Here is an 18,553-nt window from a genome sequence, read left to right on the forward strand (position 1 = left end):
GGTTGGGGCTATCGGCTGCACGGGCGATTGTGTTGGAGCACGGCGGCGAGCTGAAGCTGCGCAATCGGTCGAAGGGCGGGTTGGCAGCGTTGGTGGTTTTGCCGGTGCATCCGGGGACAGGATTCGGACTACAGTGAATGATCCATGCAGTTTGCGGGCGCTGGGGAAGGCGCTGATCAGAGGAGAGGACCTATGAAACGGATCATCCTGCCGGCATTGGCCACCATGATGTTGGTGCAACTCCCGGCCTATGCCATCAACGACAAGTACCGCAAACAACTTGAGCAATCCGGTTGCACCCAGGTCAGCGAGACTCAGGGCTGCGATATCCACAAGAGCAAAGCGGAAAACGCCAAGGCCGGTTTCACCAACCCCGCGGCGGACAGCACAAATACCCAGACGCCCTACGCCGGACAGTGGGTCGCCAAGAGCGATGCCGGCGCGACCGTTGCCACGATTCGTATCGATGCCAAGGAGCAGGTCTGGGTCAACGGCAAGCGGGTCAATGCCAAGCGCACCGATGGCACGCTGCAGTTTCATCAGGGCAAACTCACCTTCACGATTCAGGGCGATCGGCGGTTGCAGAATGAGGATTACTGGACCGACAGCGATGCCGGGACCAAGGGGCCGATTCAGATCGAGTAGCCATTACATCCTGGGACGCGGCATCGATTTCCAATACTTGTGCCAAGCTGATGAGTGTCAATTCGCCTGCCGCCCTCAGGAAACCCACGACATGAAGCCTGCAAATACGTCGAACATCCGCCGAGAGTTCTACAAAGCTGTCGGCTATTACCTTCGAGTTGTCTGGCCCATCCTTTCCACCATGCTGATCGTCATCGTCACGTGCGGCCTGATCATCAGCTACCTGGAAGGTTGGGATCCTTTCGACGGCATCTATTTCGGCTTCGTGACCGGCTTGACCATCGGCTATGGCGAGCTCGTGCCGAAGTTGCCGGTTTCGCGGATATTGGCAATATTGCTCGGGTTCAACGGCGTGCTGCTCACGGCGATCTTTGCGGCGATCAGCGTGCGGGCGATCGAGATCGCGGTGCGGGTGACCGATGAAGATAAATAAGGCGGAACACCACACACAACCCCTGTAGGAGCGAGCCTGCTCGCGATGCAAGTCCATACAACGCGGGCATCCAGACAGCCCGCGTTATCGTTGACGACCATCGCGAGCAGGCTCGCTCCCACAGGTTTTTTCGTCGTTTTTTAGATCTACGCCTCCCAACCCGCCCCGCTGACCGCCTCTTGCGCCAACGGATGCAAATCCGCCCCCTGATGCTCTGTCTGCCAGGCCAGCAACTCCTTGCGCATGCCCGGCGTCCAGTACATCTGCAGATGATTACGCACACCGAGCACGGCCTGTTTCCGGTCCGGTTCGGTGGCGAAGTACTGGGCGATCTGGTTGACCATCTTGATCAGGTTGGCAGTGCTCATCGGCGCACCTCCGCTTTAGCGCCTTGACGGCGTTCCTTGAGCAAACGGTGCTGTTCGTCGGTGAATTCCTGGAAGCGTTTTTGCCATTCCGAAGGGTGGTAGACGCGGCTGACTTCCACGGCGGTGACCTTGTACTCCGGACAGTTGGTGGCCCAGTCGGAGTTGTCGGTGGTGATCACGTTGGCCCCCGATTCAGGGAAGTGGAATGTGGTGTACACCACGCCCGGCGCGACCCGTTCGGTGACCCGTGCACGCAGCACGGTTTGCCCGGCGCGGCTGCCGATGCCGACCCAATCGCCTTCATTGATGCCACGACTTTCGGCGTCGGTCGGGTGAATTTCCAGACGGTCTTCGTCATGCCAGGCGACGTTCTCGGTACGCCGGGTTTGAGCGCCGACGTTGTACTGGCTGAGGATGCGCCCGGTGGTCAGCAGCAGCGGATAGCGGTTGTTGACCTTCTCCTCGGTAGGCACATAACCGGTAAGCATGAACCGCCCTTTGCCGCGCACGAATTGATCGATGTGCATGGTCGGCGTGCCGTCCGGTGCGGCGGCGTTGCACGGCCATTGCAGGCTGCCGTGGCGATCCAGTTCGGCGTAGCTGACATTGGTGAACGTCGGCGTCAGGCTGGCGATTTCATCCATGATTTCCGATGGGTGTTTGTAGTTCATCGGGTAACCCAAGGCGTTGGCCAGCGCCACGGTGCCTTCCCAGTCGGCCTTGCCGCCCAGAGGGTCCATGACCTTGCGCACCCGCGAAATACGGCGCTCGGCGTTGGTGAAGGTGCCGTCTTTTTCCAGGAACGAAGCGCCCGGCAGGAACACATGGGCAAACTTGGCGGTTTCGTTGAGGAAAATGTCCTGCACCACCACGCATTCCATGGCCGACAAGGCCGCGGTGACGTGCTGGGTGTTCGGATCGCTTTGGGCGATGTCTTCGCCCTGGCAATACAGGCCCTTGAAACTGCCGGCCAGCGCAGACTCGAACATGTTCGGAATCCGCAGGCCCGGATCGGGTTGCAGGGTGACGTTCCACGCCTGTTCGAACTGCGTACGGACCGTTTCGTTGGAGATGTGCCGGTAGCCGGGCAACTCGTGGGGGAAGGAACCCATGTCGCAGGAACCTTGAACGTTGTTCTGCCCACGCAACGGGTTCACGCCCACGCCTTCGCGGCCGATGTTGCCGGTGGCCATGGCCAGGTTGGCGATGCCCATCACGGCGGTGCTGCCCTGACTGTGTTCGGTGACGCCCAGGCCGTAATAGATCGCGGCGTTGCCGCCGGTTGCATACAGGCGAGCGGCGGCACGAATATCGGCAGCGTCGACCCCGCAGACAGGGGCAAGGGCTTCCGGCGAGTTTTCCGCACGGCTGACAAACGCGCTCCAGCGGGCGAAGTCATTGCCCTCGCAACGGGCGTCGATAAAGGGCTGGTCTTGCAAGCCTTCGGTGATGATCGTGTGGGCCAACGCGTTGAGCATGGCGACGTTGGTGCCGGGGCGCAGGGCCAAGTGATATTCGGCGCGGGCATGCACCGAATCCACCAGATCGATGCGACGTGGGTCGATAACGATCAGCCGTGCGCCTTCACGCAAGCGGCGTTTGAGCTGCGAAGCGAACACCGGGTGCGCATCGCTCGGGTTGGCGCCCATCACCAGGATCACGTCAGCCTGCATCACCGAGTCGAAACTCTGGGTGCCGGCGGACTCGCCCAAGGTTTGTTTCAGGCCATAACCGGTCGGCGAGTGGCAAACCCGCGCACAGGTGTCGACGTTGTTGTTGCCGAACGCAGCGCGCACCAGCTTCTGCACCAGATAGGTTTCTTCGTTGGTGCAACGGCTGGAGGTGATGCCACCAATGGAATCGCGGCCATATTTCTGCTGCAACCGACGAAATTCGCTGGCGGCATAGGTCACCGCTTCATCCCAGCTGACTTCCTGCCACGGGTCGCTGATGTTCTTGCGAATCATCGGTTTGGTGATGCGATCCGGGTGGGTTGCATAACCCCAGGCAAAGCGCCCTTTGACGCAAGAGTGGCCGTGGTTGGCCTGACCGTTCTTGTCCGGAACCATGCGCACCAGTTGGTCGCCTTTCATCTCGGCGCGGAACGAACAGCCCACGCCGCAATAGGCGCAGGTGGTGATCACGCTGCGTTCCGGCTGGCCGAGTTCGACCACGCTTTTTTCCATCAGCGTCGCGGTAGGACAGGCCTGCACACAGGCGCCGCAGGACACGCATTCCGAATCGAGGAAATTCTCGCCACCGGCCGCCGCAACGCGGGATTCGAAACCGCGCCCGGTAATGGTCAGGGCAAAGGTCCCTTGGGTTTCTTCACAGGCGCGCACGCAGCGGTTGCAGACGATGCACTTGCTCGGGTCGTAGTCGAAATAAGGGTTGGAGGTGTCTTTCACGTCCTCCAGATGATTCTCGCCTTCATAGCCGTAACGCACTTCCCGCAGGCCGACCTGACCGGCGACGGTTTGCAGTTCGCAGTTGCCATTGGCCGAGCAGGTCAGGCAATCCAGCGGGTGATCGGAGATGTACAACTCCATGACATTGCGGCGCAGCGTTGCGAGCTTTGGTGTCTGCGTGTGCACGGTCATGCCTTCCGTGACTGGCGTAGTGCAGGACGCGGGATAACCGCGCATACCGTCGATCTCCACCAGGCACATGCGGCAGGAGCCGAAGGCTTCCAGGCTGTCGGTGGCACACAGTTTCGGAATGGTTGTGCCCATCAGCGCAGCGGCGCGCATCACGGAAGTGCCTTCAGGCACGCTGATGCTGCGACCGTCGATGTTCAGGGTGACTTGCACCTGGCTTTCGCGAGCGGGAGTGCCAAGGTCGATATCGGTTTTCGGGTCGAAGAGAGTAATCATTGCTCGGCCTCCGAAGGCTGCAGACCGAAGTCGGCGGGGAAATACTTGAGAGCGCTGGTGACCGGGAAGGGGGCCATGCCGCCCAAGGCGCACAGCGAACCGTATTGCATCGTGTCGCACAGGTCCTTGAGGATGATCACCTGCGCATCGCGTTCGCTCTGGTCCGGCGCGGCCAGCATCCGGTCGATAACCTCAACGCCCCGGGTCGAGCCGATGCGGCAAGGCGTGCATTTGCCACAGGATTCTTCGGCGCAGAATTGCATGGCGAAACGGGCCATTTGGGCCATGTCCAAGGTGTCGTCAGCCACGACCACACCGCCGTGACCGACCATCGCGCCGATGCCGGCGAAGGCCTCGTAATCCAGCGGTGTATCGAATTGCGACGGCGGTACCCACGTGCCGAGCGGGCCGCCCACCTGCGCGGCTTTCAGCGGTCGACCACTGGCGGTTCCGCCGCCGTAGTCTTCCACCAGTTCCCGCAAGGTCAGACCAAAGGCCCGTTCCACCAGACCGCCGTGACGAATATTGCCCGCCAGTTGGAAAGGCATCGTGCCCATTGAACGGCCAATCCCATAGTCGCGATAAAACTGCGCACCTTTCGCCAGAATCAGCGGCACCGAGGCCAACGTCAGCACGTTATGCACCAGCGTCGGCTGGCCGAACAGTCCTTGTAGAGCAGGGATCGGCGGCTTGGCGCGGACGATCCCGCGCTTGCCTTCCAGCGAATCCAGCAGCGCCGTTTCCTCACCGCAGATATAAGCGCCGGCACCGACGCGCACTTCCATGTCGAAGGCCAGACCGCTGCCGCCGACATTGGCGCCGAGGTAACCCGCTTCACGAGCAATGTTCAACGCTGCACGCAGAGTGGCCACGGCATCCGGATATTCCGAACGAACATAGATGTAGCCGAAGGTGGCGCCGACGGTAATGCCAGCGATGGCCATGCCCTCGATCAGCAGGAAGGGGTCGCCTTCCATCAACATGCGGTCGGCGAAGGTGCCGGAATCGCCTTCGTCGGCGTTGCACACAATGTATTTCTGCGCCGCCTGAGTGCCGCGCACCGTGCGCCATTTGATCCCGGCGGGGAAGGCCGCGCCGCCACGGCCACGCAGGCCTGAATCGAACACCGCTGTTGCGGTCTCTTCGCCGCCAATGGCGACGGCCTTTGTTAAGCCCTCAAAACCACCGTGGGCCCGGTAATCGTCAAGCGACAGTGGCCGGGTAATACCGGCGCGGGCGAACAGCAGGCGTTGCTGAGATTTGAGATAAGGCAGCTCTTCCACCAGGCCCAGGGCCAGAGGATGGCTGGCGTCTTTTTGCAGCGCATCGAGCACTGACGGCACTTCGTCTGCGGTCAGCGGACCGAAGCCGATCCGGCCTTGCGGACTGTCCACTTCCAGCAGCGGTTCCAGCCAATACAAACCGCGGGAACTGGTGCGCTGCAACTCCAGCGGCAGATTGCGTTCCTTGGCCTGAGTGATCAACGCTGTGGAGACCTCATCGGCCCCAACAGCACGGGCAAGGGAATCACAGGGCAAATAAAGAGTCGGCATCACGCGTCCTCCCGGCAAGTGTCGAGCAAGGCATCGAGACGCTCAGCACTGAGCCGCGCATGCACCCGGCCATCCAGCTCCAGGGCCGGCGAACAGGCGCAGGCGCCGAGGCAATAAACGGGGCGCAAACTGATGTTGCCGTCGGCGCTGCTGCCGTGATCGTCCAGTTGCAGGCGGTCGCGCAACTGCGCAGCCAACTCTTCGGCGCCACGGCTTTTGCAGGACTCAGCCCGGCACAAACGCAGAATATGGCGGGCCGGCGGCGAGGTACGGAAGTCATGGTAAAAACTGATCACCCCGCGAACCTCGGCCTGACTCAGGTTGAGGGCATGAGCAATCTCGGGGACGGCCACATCGGGGATGTAACCGATGCGTTCCTGAATATCATGAAGAATGGGCAACAGAGCGCCGGGGGAGCCTTTGTGGCGCTCCAGCAGGCTGTTGACCAAAGGCAGGTGCAAACTCTCATCAGGCATTCAGCAATCCTCACGGTCACGGACAAACCAGAAGGTTGTCGGTCGTCCGAAAGTGTCGGCTGCGGCACTCACACCACGTCACGGTATCGTGGCAATTTCAGGCCGGTGGCCAGGGCACCCTGAATGGGCATCTTGTTGTGCCCGGCACGGTCTTCGCCGCACCTCAGTAAGGGCATAAAAGTCAGATTGCCACGCGGCTGTTGATTTGACTGCACCAATGCGACGTGTCCGGTTCTATCCACGACCTCTTATTGAGTCTAGAAGAACGTAGCCTGCGTGGAGGTTTCAGGATGCATGCACAGCGGCTCGCCGCAGGAAATATCGGCTCTCCCCTTTGCTGCCAGTGGACGGCAAGGCGGCAAAACAGTAGCGTTGCGCCACTTTCATCAACTTTGTAACGGACTACACATGGCCACTGTCACTCGAGTCTCGCGCCTGTTCTGCGCAATCACTTTCGCCGTCGTGATGACCCCGGCGCTCGCCGGCCTGTCGAGTGAAACCCCGACATACGCCTGGGACGGCTACCTCTCCGATTGCCAGAAATTTCTGCAGGTGGTGGCCGAGGTGCAGGCCGGGCGCCAGACGCCCAAAGAAGCTAATCCCGCTATCAAGATGCATCTGAGTACCCTTGAGTTCCATCGCTACTACCTATCCCCGTCAAGCCTTGGCTCCCCCGAATACGCTCGTTGTGAGAGCGGCGTTCCCATAGCGGAAGAGATCGCGCACAAGGGCGAAATTGAACTCAGCAAAGACGTGGACGAGTATCTCGCGCAAGCCCAGATCAAACACCTGGCCTCCCCGGCATACAAGCGCGCTCGCTCTCTGGGCTTCACCGACGTCGGCGAAATCGGGGAACTCGACCAGCACGCCGAGCTGGATGGTGAAGCAAATCTGAAGACCTTGATGATCAGAGTCGATTCTGGTTGCGGCGAACATTTCCGCGCCGCGAAATACGTCAAACCTTATGTGATCTACACCGTCGGTCCTGACGATGGCACCTGCGCCATTAACCGGAACGTCGCAGTGTTGGGCGGCAAAGTCGCGGAGTGGGGCGAGTACATTGATGAAGAAGCGATTTTTCAGTATGTGGGATGGAAGAAACTGCCCGGACAGGATGGATTCCCCGTCAACATTCGAGTCGTGAAAGTGGTGAAGTAATCCGCAGGATTTTTCTTCGAACGGAGGATGGGCAGATGATCGACTTCAACAACAAAGGCTTCTTCAAACTCAAGCAAAACGAAGAATACGCAGAACGGGTCAGTGCACTGCTGCTGGAAGGCGAGCACGTCATCGACTCGTACAAATCCATGCGCGACGGCGTCGTCTTCACCAACAAACGCATCATCGCCGTCAACGTACAGGGCATCACCGGCAGCAAAAAAGACTTCACCTCACTGCCCTACAAAAACATCGTCGCCTACTCGGTAGAAACCTCCGGCACCTTCGACCTGGACTCGGAACTGGAGATCTACTTCTCGTCGCTGGGCAAAGTGAAATTCGAATTCACCGGCAGAACATCGATGGTAGAAATCTCCAAACTGATCTCCCAACACCTCCTCTAAATCTGAATCCTCAAAAGCCCCGAAAACCCCGGGGCTAACGCCCACCCCCTGTAGGAGCCGGCTTGCCGGCGATAGCGCCAGACCAGCCACCACCAACCCCAAAGCCACTCACCCAGAAACCAAATGCGACCAAGCCTGCCCAAGCACAACCGCGCCAACAAAAACACTCACCGCCCCGGCAAACAAATGGCGCAGAAACAGATCCTCGGGCTGCTCAAGCCTCGCAATAAGCCACATCCAAGTCCCAACCAACGTGCCAAACCCAGCCATGATCGAATACAACATAAATGGCGCATCCGGCGACAGAATCCCGCTGGCGGCACGAGTCAATTGCTCCACCACCATCCCGACAATACAGCCACACACAAACCCCGCCAGATTAGCCAGCCACAGATTCAGAGTGCCACGACAGCGCACGATCCAAACCCACACCCCAATCCAAGCACCGTAAATAACCAGCGAATCAAACAACATTACTCACTCCACTCCTTGGTTAAAAAAATTCAGGGCCAACATCACCCTACAAACAACCCCAACCCCCTGTAGGAGCCAGCTTGCTGGCGATAGCATCAAACCAGCCAACATCACCACCGAACGACTGCCACCATCGCAAGCAACCCGCCCCCACAGACTTCCTACCTTATCGACTGACGGCTACAACCCTTAAGCCTTCGCCCCCGCCCGCTTGGACCCCGACAAAGAATCCCGATCCCGCGTCAACACCTTCACCGCATCATCCACCAACGCCTTACTCATCGACGTCAAATAATGCGCAGCCCAGGCATGGCGATCGGTGTCTTTGGCGTAGGCAGCATCTTCGGTGAGCGTTTTGGCGAGAAACAGGAAATCGGAAGCCATAGATAACGCATCACCGAGGGGGACGTCGCGGGTGACGTGGAAGAGTGGTTGATCGCCGCAGTAGATGGCGGGGGTTAGGCCGATGGTTTTGAGTTCGGGTTGGTTGGTCATTTGCCACCTCCGATGAGGGAGCGGCGGTCGGGGAGGGTGTTACGCGATTGGGAATTGCGTAGAGGGGAAAGCCAAATTTTGTACGGATTCATGCTGCGCATTATCAGACTCCTTGATATGAGGAGCTGCCACGTTCGTTTCCACACGAATGGGTGACAGCTGTGCGCAGGGTGGAAAACCGGGAATCAAGGAAACCGGCACGCCCGAAGACGTCCCACGCACAGCCGCCATAACTCACGCCGCAGACACAAAAAAAGCGCCGGCAGACGTGATGGGGGCGCTGTTGCGCCTTGAATTACACGGGTTTCCACACCCGGTCGCTGAATTGGCAGCGACGGGTGGGAGGTTATCGTGGAGATTCCGTTCCTGCAACCTTCGAAGGCTTATCTCCCAAACCGCTCAAGTTGGAAAATGTGGTCTGTCCCCTTTTTTCTTCGAGGAATTAACTCGAGATTCAGATATGTTTCAGGATGCCGATTTAAGTGCCTGAGAGGTATTCTGTGCCCTTTTACGCTGGTCAGCTCGCGGAATTAGCCACCCACAAAACGGACTTGAAATTAAAAAATGGATACATCTGCTCAAGACCGCGTAATCACACTCGGCAAGGGACTCGCAGCGATACCAGAGCGACTGCTTCTCGCTCACGCACGCGGCCAGGTTCTTTTTATATGCGGTGCTGGCATTTCGATGCCCGCTAAATTGCCAGACTTCCGTCAGCTCGTAGTCGACGTTTACCAAAAATTAGATCCTAGCGTTCATTCGGTGCTTTCCAAATTGCCGCGAGGAGCATGCAATCAATGGGAAGCAGAAATATCACACCTCAATGATCCGCAGAAGGCGGAGGTCAAGCGGTTTATCAGCGGAGACTTCGACGTAGTCCTTGGCATGCTTGAGAGACGGCTTGACGGCCTCACGCGCGGCGACAGTCGAGTTCGACATGCAGTAGCTGAACGCTTGCGAGCAGGGAATAGTCAGCCAGCGCCTATTCATCGTGCGCTTATGCGCCTTGCGGATCGTGGAGGAGCAGTCACCATCGTTACGACAAACTTTGATCAGCTTCTTCAGCGAGCAGGGAAGCGCCGCGGCTCTATCATTCAGACCTATTCACTTGGGGCTATTCCTAGGCCGACTCGGCAGTTAGATTTCGCAGGAGTGCTTCATATCCATGGCGTGCTTGACCCACAGCCAAGTCGCGTATCTGAACTAGTTATTTCGGACCAAGACTTTGGCGAGTTTTATCTACGTCGTCGTGTTGTTCCTGATCTAATTTACGACGCCGCCCGGTTGTACCACTTGGTCTTGGTGGGTTACAGCGCTAACGATCCACCAATGCGATATCTGTTAAATGCAGTTGCGGCAGATGGATCTCGCTTTGGGGATTTGAAGGAGCGGTTTACATTTTTTGGATCTCATACGCCTGACCCTGTAGCGCTTGAGGACTGGAAGGCGCGCGGCATTACGCCAATCCACTACGATGCCAACAGCGGTCATTCCGCACTATGTGGAACACTTGAACGCTGGGCGAGTCTCTCAGCTAATAACGGAAATCCTCGTCGTATTGACGCCGAGATTCGCCGGATCGTCAGAACCCCCAGATCATCATCGCAGGAAGCGGATCGCGATTTGTTCGACCATTTGATCAGACGGAGCAACACAAGTGAGCGCATCAGATTGTCTGCTATGGCATCTGCTGGAAAGGCTGACATAGGTTGGCTCGAAGCGATCATTAAAATCTGCACAGAAAAAGAGCAGGATCGCCATTTATGATTCCGGATCTGGTATTTCTCGATGAACAGGATCGTGCAACGCTTCAAGCAACGATTGCGTTTCTAAATAATCGATTAGCGGACGCCGGAACGATTGACTGGGCTCTGCGTTTAAAGCGAGAGCAACGTATAGAGCGCATCGCCATCGAACATCTGCTAAGTGATCCTCAGGGGCGCACTCTCGATGAGCCTTGGGCCTCTGCGTGGCGATTGATCGAAGAAAGCTGGTCATCTATAGATATCAACGATGGACCATCGATTGCGATTTATGACATACAAAATCGGCTACGTGCTGGTGATCGCTCGGGAGCAGTCATTTCGAAGGTCGTAGGGTGCGTGATGCCGCGCCTGAAAGTTGGACCGCACGACTCCTGGCGTTGGCGGTTCTCGAAGCGACCAAGTCGTCCCAGAACGTTCGACCATCTACTTTCTGCAAGGCTGACCAGTGGCAAGCTTTTAGACTTAGACGTGCTCGAGCTTGTGCTGCTTACTGAAGTAGCCTTTCTAAAAGAATTGGGTATCGCGCTGGAGTCAGCTGTAAACCTAGGCCTTCGAATTGGTCGACAGCTCGGTTGGAATGGGCAAGACCAGTATTGGAGGCTTGGAGATTTACGACGAGCATATTATGTCACCGGTACATCCGATGACGATCATGGCAGCGATCCTGATGCTTATCACACGGGTATTGCACCGTCCGTAAAGCTTCTTTTCGCCGTTGTCGGGCGTATTGCGGAATTAAGCGCCTTTGATGCGCGGCAATTCGTTGAACGGTGGAGGTTTGCTCACTCATCTGTGTATACCCGGCTGTGGGCGGCTGCCGGTCGGGATCCCGAACTTGTTAAGTCTTCGCAGGTTCAAACATTCCTTGTCGACCTTGATGATCTCCACTTTTGGAATTTGCACGCTTTTCCGGAGATCGCTGAACTTCGAGCGGTACGGTTTGGAGACCTAGACCTTCAAGCCCAGATAGCGATAGCCAAGCGGATACGTAAAGGCCCTCCGCGTAGTTTTTGGCCGAAAAAAATAGAGGCTGCAAAAATCAAATCGGCTCGAACTTACCAGACTGTCCGCGAGTTCAAGCGTATTGAAGTCACGGGAGGAGCGTTGCCGCCAGATGAACAACAGTGGCTGAACGCCAACCTTAGTCAATACAGTGACCTTATAGGGATGGACTTGGATGAAGGCCTTCCGATAGGTCCGACAGCGCATTGGGTTCAGCCTAATCCGGATTCGAAATTTGACGCCATGGCGGGCGTTTCCCGTTTGAGCGCATTAGAGACGGCTTTTTTGACCAGTCGTGACGGTACGCATAACGATCCAGCTCAGCGCGCGAATGACTGGCTCCAAGAACCCGAAAATATACAGCTAGTTTTATGCGACCTGGAAACCAGCGGGGATGGTGGGAACGATTTCCCGTTTGTGTGGAACCGTTTCGGTTGGCTGCACTCGCCGATGAAGAAAGATGGTAATGCCAATCTTACGCGTGACCTACAAGCTGAATGTGAGCGGGTTCTCGGAATGCTGAGTCTGACCTCCGAGAGTACTATTTCGAGTGCAATCCAAGGAATCAGTGCATGGATGGATGCTTGGCGGACGCAAATTATTGCTTCTAATCTGGGGGTTTCTGTTTGGGAGAAGATTTGGCCAATAGCTGTCGATGCTACCAATGCAGAAACTGCTCTAGCGGATGACGCCAATCTCGGCGTTACGGTCCGTAATGCCGACGATGACCACGCGCCCATGGACCTCGATACGTTGAACACTGCTACAGGGAAGCTTGTTAGTGTGTTTCTTGCGACCTGTGGATCCGAAAAGTCAGTTTTCGCAGAAGGCACTATATCCCGTGCGATGCGAGATACTGCAATTAACGCAACCGGTCGCAGCGGCTTGATTGTGCAACATCGTTTCATAGAGCACTTGCCGTACTTTTTGCGCGCCGATTCAGCATGGGCTGAAAAAAAGTTGATATCGCCATTGTTCAATGATGACGAAGCTTCTGTTCCTCTCTGGCGTGCTGTTGCTCGCCGCACTCGTCATAGCGACGTCCTGAAAATCATCGGTAACGAAATGGTGGAGAGGGTTAAAGACCGGCGTCTTGGGCGCGAGATACGACAAAGTTTAGTGTTCAGCCTCGTCATAGAAAGTTTGCACGCCTTCAGAGAGGGGAATGCCCCAGCGGTGCCCAACCCAAAAACTCAGCAGATGCTGCGGACCCTAGACGACGAAATCCGTGCATCTGCTGCAAGCGCGATTCAACAATTTGTTCGAGAACTTTCAACTAATCGGTCCGAAGAGGTGGAGGCACCAAGCGCCGCCGAACTGTTTAGATCTGCAGCAGCACCATTTATCGAGCAAGTCTGGCCACAAGAGCGCTCGTTGGTCACACCAGGTGTTAGTGCTGCGTTTGCCGTTCTCCCTGCGACATCAGAAGAAGCTTTTAGCGAGGCTGTCGACGCTGTTGAACGGTTCCTCGTACCTTTCAAGTGCTGGTCGTTACTAGATTACGGCTTATATGGCGAGACTGGCGAGGTAAAGAGGCTTTCTATTATTGATAGCGAAGAAAAAGCCAAAGCTTTGCTTCGTTTGCTTGATTTGACGATTGGAAATTCTGAGGCAACGGTTATTCCCTACGATCTCACAGAGGCATTAGATCAAATACGATCTGTCTCAGCTGAACTTGCAAAAGATCCGGTGTACAGACGACTGTTTACTGCGGCTAGGCGCTAGTTGTGTCTTGGTGACGGAAAAGGGAGCGGTGAAAAAAAGGCAGATTTTTTACTCAAAATAAATCTGTCCAATTTCTCGCTTTTTTCCTCTTTAAAAAGTCGGCCGAAAGGCATATGCAACACACTTGGCTTGGGTATGAAAGGTAAATTTAAGGAGGTTGCAAGGTGAATGCTATGAAAATTTACTCGAAAGCACAGAAAGAATTAAAGGATGATCACTTAGTTCTAGTTGGCAGTGATTGGGATGACTATGGGCTTCAATCTACATTTTTTCTGTCTGTTGTCATTGGTGGGAAGGAGAAAAAAATTGGAGAATTAAAGGCGATCCACAGAAATATTCTTTCTGGACGCGTCTCTATATTAGAGTCGGATAATGGTCTCGATGATGCGCTTTGTACGCTTGGGCAAAACGTAGAGTATTACAATGAAGTTCATCGATTAGGAAGGGAGGTCGAGCGAAGAATATTAACTTCATTGAGGGATTGTGCGTTCGATTCAGATATATATGAGGAGTTCTCGCAGCTCCCGCAGTTTCGGCAGTCCGCCATTAGGTTTAGTACTGCAGAACAAGCTTTGCAAAGAGGTTTGGAACTTTATGGGGCTGTATCAGACGGGATGGCAAAACCTTCTGTGTCCTTCAACTTTAGGGCGAAACTTGCGGGGTTTGATGCCCCCTATCAGTTAGCGTTTGAATATTTCGACGGTAAACAAAGTTTGATTCCTTCCAACATAAATATTCTCATAGGTCGAAATGGTACAGGGAAAACTCAACTTTTAAGTGTCTTGGCTAAAGCGATTTCGGGATATGGTTACGACCGCAGTGAGGAAATGTTGAAAGCCAGGGCGGAGCAGTTTCCTTCGGGAAGACCTGCGTTTGGCAATGTTATAGTGGTTTCTTATTCCGCCTTCGATAGTTTTGAAATTCCCGGAAAAAATGAGGTGGAGAAAGATAAGTTGGCCGAACAGGGGCATATTTTTGGTTATGTCTATTGTGGTCTGCGAGAGCGGATTGGGTTGGGGGAGTACCGAATTAAAAGCACCTCAGAAATAACTAGTGAATTTTCTGCAGCGTTGAAGACTATCAATGATGACGGCTTGCTTCTGAGGGTTTGGAAACGCTGTCTTAATCATGTTCTCGGAGATCCTTCTTTTGCGCAAATCAAGCTTGGACACTTGCATGATCAATTTTCAAATCTAAGCTCTGGTCAAAAAATAATACTTTCTATACTTGCAAAAATAATTGAACATATAAAGCCTTCTTCTATTGTAATAGTGGATGAGCCAGAGACCCACCTTCATCCGTCACTTATGGCTGCATTTTTACATGCAATAAGAGATGTTTTGGATGAGTTCCAATCGTTTGCATTAATGGCTACTCACTCTCCCGTAATTCTGCAGGAAACTCCATCGAGATTTGTCCAGGTTTTAGAAGGAGGTCGACAAAAACCCAAGGTTTCCAGGCTGTCAAAGGAATGCTTCGGTGAGGAAATTTCAACACTGACTACTGATGTATTTAAAGTTGATTCAGAAGAGTCTAATTTCTTGGCTGTACTTAAGAAACTAGCAAAATCTGGAAGCTCGCCAGATGAAATAAATGCAATGTTTGGAAAAAAGATAGGGCTTACAGCTCGTTCATTCATAGCCAATTTCTACAAATAAAAGGGGGATTTGTGAGAAGTCTGCCAGCCCCCATCTATGATTCAGTACTTATCTACGACTCCATCGTTAAGGAGAAACGAAGGTTTACGCCTAAAAGGCTAAAAAAAATCCGTACCGATGTTCATGATGCTTACAGAAGTTATATGGCGCACAGTTACTGTCTAGAAAAGCTGGCGCCCATAACCATTTTGCCGTTGCACGTGAAATCATTGATTCATGCGTATGTAACGGAAACGAAAAGCATGCGGAGTCTTCGAGCAGATTTATTGAAACCTGATCTGGATGATTTTGCGCATTGTCCATACTGCGGTATCAATGAACCGAGGACTTTGGATCATTATATTCCCAAAGAGTCTCATCCTGAATTTTCGATATTCCCATTGAATCTTATACCTATTTGCAATCAATGTAATAGTACCTATAAGGGTGTAAAGTTTCTTTCTGCGGGAAAAAGAATCTTTTTACATAGTTATTTGGATGCATTTCCTGATTTTTATTTTGTTGTTGCTGATATTTCTATAGGTACAAAAATAGAGATTAATTTTAAGATTGAATCGAACCCGGCGTACTTGGAGTTCTCTCGGCTTCTGGCAGAGCACTTTAATTGTTTAAATCTTAATGATCGTTTTAAGTATCAGGCAAGTGTTGAGATAAAAGTACTTAGATCTTCGCTGCATAGAATATATCAGGTGAATAGTGATTTCTCTGATGTCGCGCAAGAGCTAAATCAAGAGGCTGATGACTTAAAAAAGGTTCTTGGTAAAAATCATTGGAAAGTCGCGCTGTTTAGAGGGTTGGCGCGAAGTAGAGAGTATTGCGATGGTGGATACGCAAAGCTTATAAAGTGAGGGCTAGTGATTTTCGGTTTGTTTGTTTTGATATTTAAATGGCTCTGCTTTGTCTCGGTTTCTGCTCGTGTCTAACGGGCAGAGACCGACGCAAATCGTCATTCAGCGGTTAACTGTTATGCCATGGGTTAGATGAGCCAAGATTTTCGTTGAGTACGTTCGGTCAATTTGGTGGCCATGGAAAACTTTTCCGCTAGCCCGAATTAATTGAGGTTGTGATAGTAGCCTTTACTGCGAGAGATGGGTTTTTGCATATGTTGGATGTTCAATTGCTTGCCTGATTATTAAGAAGCCGGTTTTTCCTTGCTTTCCTTGAGATGAGCGTTGAACTCGTAAAACATGAAGAGGTTGCCCATAAATTGCGCATCTAGAGCGATGGAGATTTGTTTCTCGGATAAACGCTTCTGACATTGGAAAGCTGTTTTTTGTCCCAGGTGTTCATAATATTGATCACTAGCAATGATTTAAACAGCCCGCCAAGGCAGGCTATTTTCGGGTGAGATGCTCATTACATCAACAGCAGATCCTGTATGGGAAATGCCGGGGAAAGAGCCGGGAAAAGGGGGCAGATTTATTATTGGATAAGACGTGGCGATCAGACTTGGTCCGGTAATCGGGTGTTCCCACTTTTTAGGCCACACACCTTCATTCATTGAATGTCTTGCAGGTAAACCTTGAGCGCGACGAGCGGACCATCAAGCTGCTTTATCGTTTGAATACTGGCAAATTCACCCGCCAACCTCTGCAATTCCCGCCCCAACGGCTTATCCACACCACCAATAGCCTCCAGCGCCAACCCCACACACTCATCCACCTTCGCCTGGATAGTCTCGACATCCCCCCGACGCACCAGCAACCCGAACACCTCCCGTTCATAATCACTCATCATCAGATCGTCACGCAGAATCGGGCTTTGATCTTCCGTCTCGTAAGCGAGCTTGAGGGAGAATAGGGCGACGGTTTCCAGCAGCAATTCCATGAGGGGAGTCCTTGTGAAATGTTCCGCCGGTTTGGGTTGCATGGAAGGGCAAGATCAAAAGATCGCAGCCTTCCGCAGCTCCAGCACGGGTGGGGTGGCTTTTTTGCAGGCGAAAAAAAAGGCCTTGCTAAGCAAGACCTTTCTTAATTTTGGTGCCCGAGGGAGACTCGAATAATAGCATAACTGTATAATTAACATAGTTTTTTGCATGTGTACACTTCCACGTTGTACCGTGAAGTGTACATCCTACCTGCCTCCAATAAGGACTGGTGTGGATGGAAGCTTGATAGGATTTCTCCATCCAATTTCCGACGAGCTGTGAATAATATCTACAAAAAACTGGTTACGGATAGACTCCCTGGTCTACCAAAAAATGCCGAACCGACACATGGCGAACTTTCGCGATTAGTCGGGCGTCATGAGCACAGCAAGCGTTATCTTGATGAACTCCTCGTTTCGATCGATCGTGTCCAGGGCGCCCCGAACATTGTCGGCGACGTCCGCCGATCCGCGCATCTCTACCCAGTTCGAAAGCTCCATGATGGCGGCCTCCAGGGCGAGCTGGTTTTCGTTGATCTTAAATAGCAGGGAAGGGAGTAAGTCTGAGTTTGGCATTGTGCAATCCTCCGTGAAATTTTCAGCGTAGCAGGGGGATTACTGACCTCGGTAGGGAGTTGCGCATGGTCGGAAGGACGCCGGGAGGAGGGTGCATCCACAGTCGATTGCTGCCAGTCACGAAGGGCCGCAGTCGACCCAATGCAGACGCTGACTAGAATTTGGCTAAAGGGCGGGCTTTAGCCCGTCCCAGTGAGCGAAGCGAACGGTTTGAACCAGTTGCTATGCATGTTTTACTAGCCGTTTCTTTAAATGATACAGGTTAGTCCCGATTGGGCGATCCTCAAGAACACCATAAATCTCATACCCATGCCGCTCATAGAACTGTTTCGCATCAACGGTTTTTAAGAATGCAACTACTGCCCCATTGTCGGCACCAATCGCTTCTGCTTTCTCCAAAAGCATAGATCCTACTTTTTTACCGCGATGAGATTCCTTAACCCAAAAGGTGTCAATTTCTAAGCCATCCCAGTAACAATTACAGCTTATTGCACCGATGTAGTCGCCTACTTCATCGTGTGCAACCACCATAAATATTTTATCTTCCGATTCTGGTGGTAGATTTGGATATTGAATTCGAAGATATTCTGAAAACCTATTATTCAGAACTCCTTTATCCTTTTCTGTTGGAGAACCCAATATATCAATCCTGATTTCCACTTTATTGCTCCTTAAATTCAACTTTTAGGTGCCGAACCGCTTTTGGCATACATTCCATGTTCATGCGTAATCCCTTGAGCAATCAAAAAATCGAGTCTGTAAACGCGACATCAAGAAGGGGGGAAGCGAAATATTACTTTGCACATTACTGACGTATTAGCTGCGTGTCGATGGTCTGCTTTTGGCCGATTGCTGCCTGTCGCGAAGTGCTGAAAACGAACCATGCCTGACGGTTTGATTTCTCCAAGGGTGGAAATGAAAGCCAGACGTCTTGTTGCGATGCCGTAATATTTTTACGCTTTCTTTACGGTCGGTGTTTCTACCCGCAACGATACTTGCTGCGATTTTTTAGATCGTCCATGCGCCTTGCTTTTCCGAAGGCCTTGGAAAAATGTATTGCCCAAGGATGGCGTGCAGTACT

17 protein-coding genes are annotated in these 18,553 nt (G+C 53.4%); 8 read left to right on the forward strand and 9 right to left on the reverse strand.

Translation table 11 applies throughout. The features are described from left to right. Positions 1-192 precede the first annotated feature (192 nt). Together KGB27_RS21055 and KGB27_RS21060 are read left to right on the forward strand one after the other, a co-directional pair. Entirely contained in the window at positions 193-645 is a 453-nt protein-coding gene (locus KGB27_RS21055) for a hypothetical protein (RefSeq protein ID WP_008025457.1), read from the forward strand. 91 nt (positions 646-736) lie between these two features. Continuing rightward, on the forward strand, positions 737-1,078 hold the full coding sequence (locus KGB27_RS21060) for a potassium channel family protein (protein WP_223556204.1): 342 nt from the start codon (positions 737-739) through the stop codon (positions 1,076-1,078). A gap of 146 nt (positions 1,079-1,224) precedes the next feature. Here KGB27_RS21060 and KGB27_RS21065 read toward each other — a convergent pair whose 3' ends face one another. Genes KGB27_RS21065 through KGB27_RS21080 form a run of 4 tightly spaced genes read right to left on the reverse strand, consistent with a single transcriptional unit; the run spans position 1,225 to position 6,348 of the window. After that, positions 1,225-1,446 carry a formate dehydrogenase subunit delta gene (locus KGB27_RS21065; RefSeq protein ID WP_008025460.1) on the reverse strand — a complete coding sequence of 74 codons (222 nt, stop codon included), beginning with the start codon at positions 1,444-1,446 and terminating at the stop codon, positions 1,225-1,227. Then, positions 1,443-4,319, reverse strand: coding sequence for a formate dehydrogenase subunit alpha (gene fdhF, locus KGB27_RS21070; protein WP_223556206.1), 2,877 nt, complete (start codon positions 4,317-4,319; stop codon positions 1,443-1,445). The genes KGB27_RS21065 and fdhF overlap by 4 nt, the downstream gene beginning before the upstream one ends. Next, positions 4,316-5,872, reverse strand: coding sequence for a formate dehydrogenase beta subunit (locus tag KGB27_RS21075; RefSeq protein ID WP_223556209.1), 1,557 nt, complete (start codon positions 5,870-5,872; stop codon positions 4,316-4,318). Before KGB27_RS21075 ends, fdhF begins: the two co-directional genes overlap by 4 nt. Beyond that, a complete protein-coding gene (locus KGB27_RS21080; RefSeq protein WP_223414556.1) occupies positions 5,872-6,348 on the reverse strand; it encodes a formate dehydrogenase subunit gamma in 477 nt (158 codons plus the stop codon). Before KGB27_RS21080 ends, KGB27_RS21075 begins: the two co-directional genes overlap by 1 nt. 408 nt (positions 6,349-6,756) lie before the next feature. Here KGB27_RS21080 and KGB27_RS21085 point away from each other — a divergent pair, with 408 nt between their 5' ends. Both KGB27_RS21085 and KGB27_RS21090 read left to right on the forward strand, forming a co-directional pair. Beyond that, positions 6,757-7,506: a hypothetical protein gene (locus tag KGB27_RS21085; protein WP_207285699.1), complete on the forward strand. Its 750-nt coding sequence runs from the start codon at positions 6,757-6,759 to the stop codon at positions 7,504-7,506. A gap of 35 nt (positions 7,507-7,541) precedes the next feature. Next, positions 7,542-7,910: a PH domain-containing protein gene (locus KGB27_RS21090; RefSeq protein WP_008025469.1), complete on the forward strand. Its 369-nt coding sequence runs from the start codon at positions 7,542-7,544 to the stop codon at positions 7,908-7,910. A 108-nt stretch (positions 7,911-8,018) separates the two neighbouring features. On the opposite strand, the gene KGB27_RS21095 is transcribed toward KGB27_RS21090, so the two are convergent. Both KGB27_RS21095 and KGB27_RS21100 read right to left on the reverse strand, forming a co-directional pair. After that, positions 8,019-8,384 carry a hypothetical protein gene (locus KGB27_RS21095; RefSeq protein WP_008036613.1) on the reverse strand — a complete coding sequence of 122 codons (366 nt, stop codon included), beginning with the start codon at positions 8,382-8,384 and terminating at the stop codon, positions 8,019-8,021. A 189-nt stretch (positions 8,385-8,573) separates the two neighbouring features. Next, entirely contained in the window at positions 8,574-8,879 is a 306-nt protein-coding gene (locus tag KGB27_RS21100) for a DUF3077 domain-containing protein (protein ID WP_008036612.1), read from the reverse strand. 564 nt (positions 8,880-9,443) lie between these two features. On the opposite strand from KGB27_RS21100, the gene KGB27_RS21105 reads away from it, so the two are divergent. The 4 genes from KGB27_RS21105 (at position 9,444) to KGB27_RS21120 (ending at position 15,878) form a co-directional block, all read left to right on the forward strand. Then, positions 9,444-10,646 (forward strand): SIR2 family protein, encoded by a 1,203-nt coding sequence (locus KGB27_RS21105; RefSeq protein WP_223556211.1) that lies wholly within the window; start codon positions 9,444-9,446, stop codon positions 10,644-10,646. Further along, positions 10,643-13,372 (forward strand): hypothetical protein, encoded by a 2,730-nt coding sequence (locus KGB27_RS21110; RefSeq protein ID WP_223556213.1) that lies wholly within the window; start codon positions 10,643-10,645, stop codon positions 13,370-13,372. Before KGB27_RS21105 ends, KGB27_RS21110 begins: the two co-directional genes overlap by 4 nt. Positions 13,373-13,545: 173 nt before the next feature. Further along, on the forward strand, positions 13,546-15,030 hold the full coding sequence (locus KGB27_RS21115) for an AAA family ATPase (protein ID WP_223556238.1): 1,485 nt from the start codon (positions 13,546-13,548) through the stop codon (positions 15,028-15,030). 11 nt (positions 15,031-15,041) lie between these two features. Next, the gene (locus KGB27_RS21120; protein WP_223556215.1) at positions 15,042-15,878 is read left to right on the forward strand and encodes an HNH endonuclease; all 837 of its coding nucleotides are present in this window, start codon (positions 15,042-15,044) and stop codon (positions 15,876-15,878) included. A gap of 649 nt (positions 15,879-16,527) precedes the next feature. Here the strand turns inward: KGB27_RS21120 and KGB27_RS21125 are convergent. The 3 genes from KGB27_RS21125 to KGB27_RS21135 all read right to left on the reverse strand — a co-directional run bounded on the left by KGB27_RS21125 (position 16,528) and on the right by KGB27_RS21135 (position 18,132). Then, positions 16,528-16,857, reverse strand: a complete 330-nt coding sequence (locus KGB27_RS21125) for a hypothetical protein (protein ID WP_223556217.1) — start codon at positions 16,855-16,857, stop codon at positions 16,528-16,530. A 405-nt stretch (positions 16,858-17,262) separates the two neighbouring features. Beyond that, positions 17,263-17,472 carry a hypothetical protein gene (locus tag KGB27_RS21130; RefSeq protein WP_027605401.1) on the reverse strand — a complete coding sequence of 70 codons (210 nt, stop codon included), beginning with the start codon at positions 17,470-17,472 and terminating at the stop codon, positions 17,263-17,265. A gap of 222 nt (positions 17,473-17,694) precedes the next feature. Then, a complete protein-coding gene (locus KGB27_RS21135; protein ID WP_218278926.1) occupies positions 17,695-18,132 on the reverse strand; it encodes a GNAT family N-acetyltransferase in 438 nt (145 codons plus the stop codon). Between the last annotated feature and the right edge of the window lie 421 nt (positions 18,133-18,553).

It is taken from the genome of Pseudomonas sp. BF-R-01 (assembly GCF_019946615.1).
Lineage (GTDB): Bacteria > Pseudomonadota > Gammaproteobacteria > Pseudomonadales > Pseudomonadaceae > Aquipseudomonas > Aquipseudomonas migulae.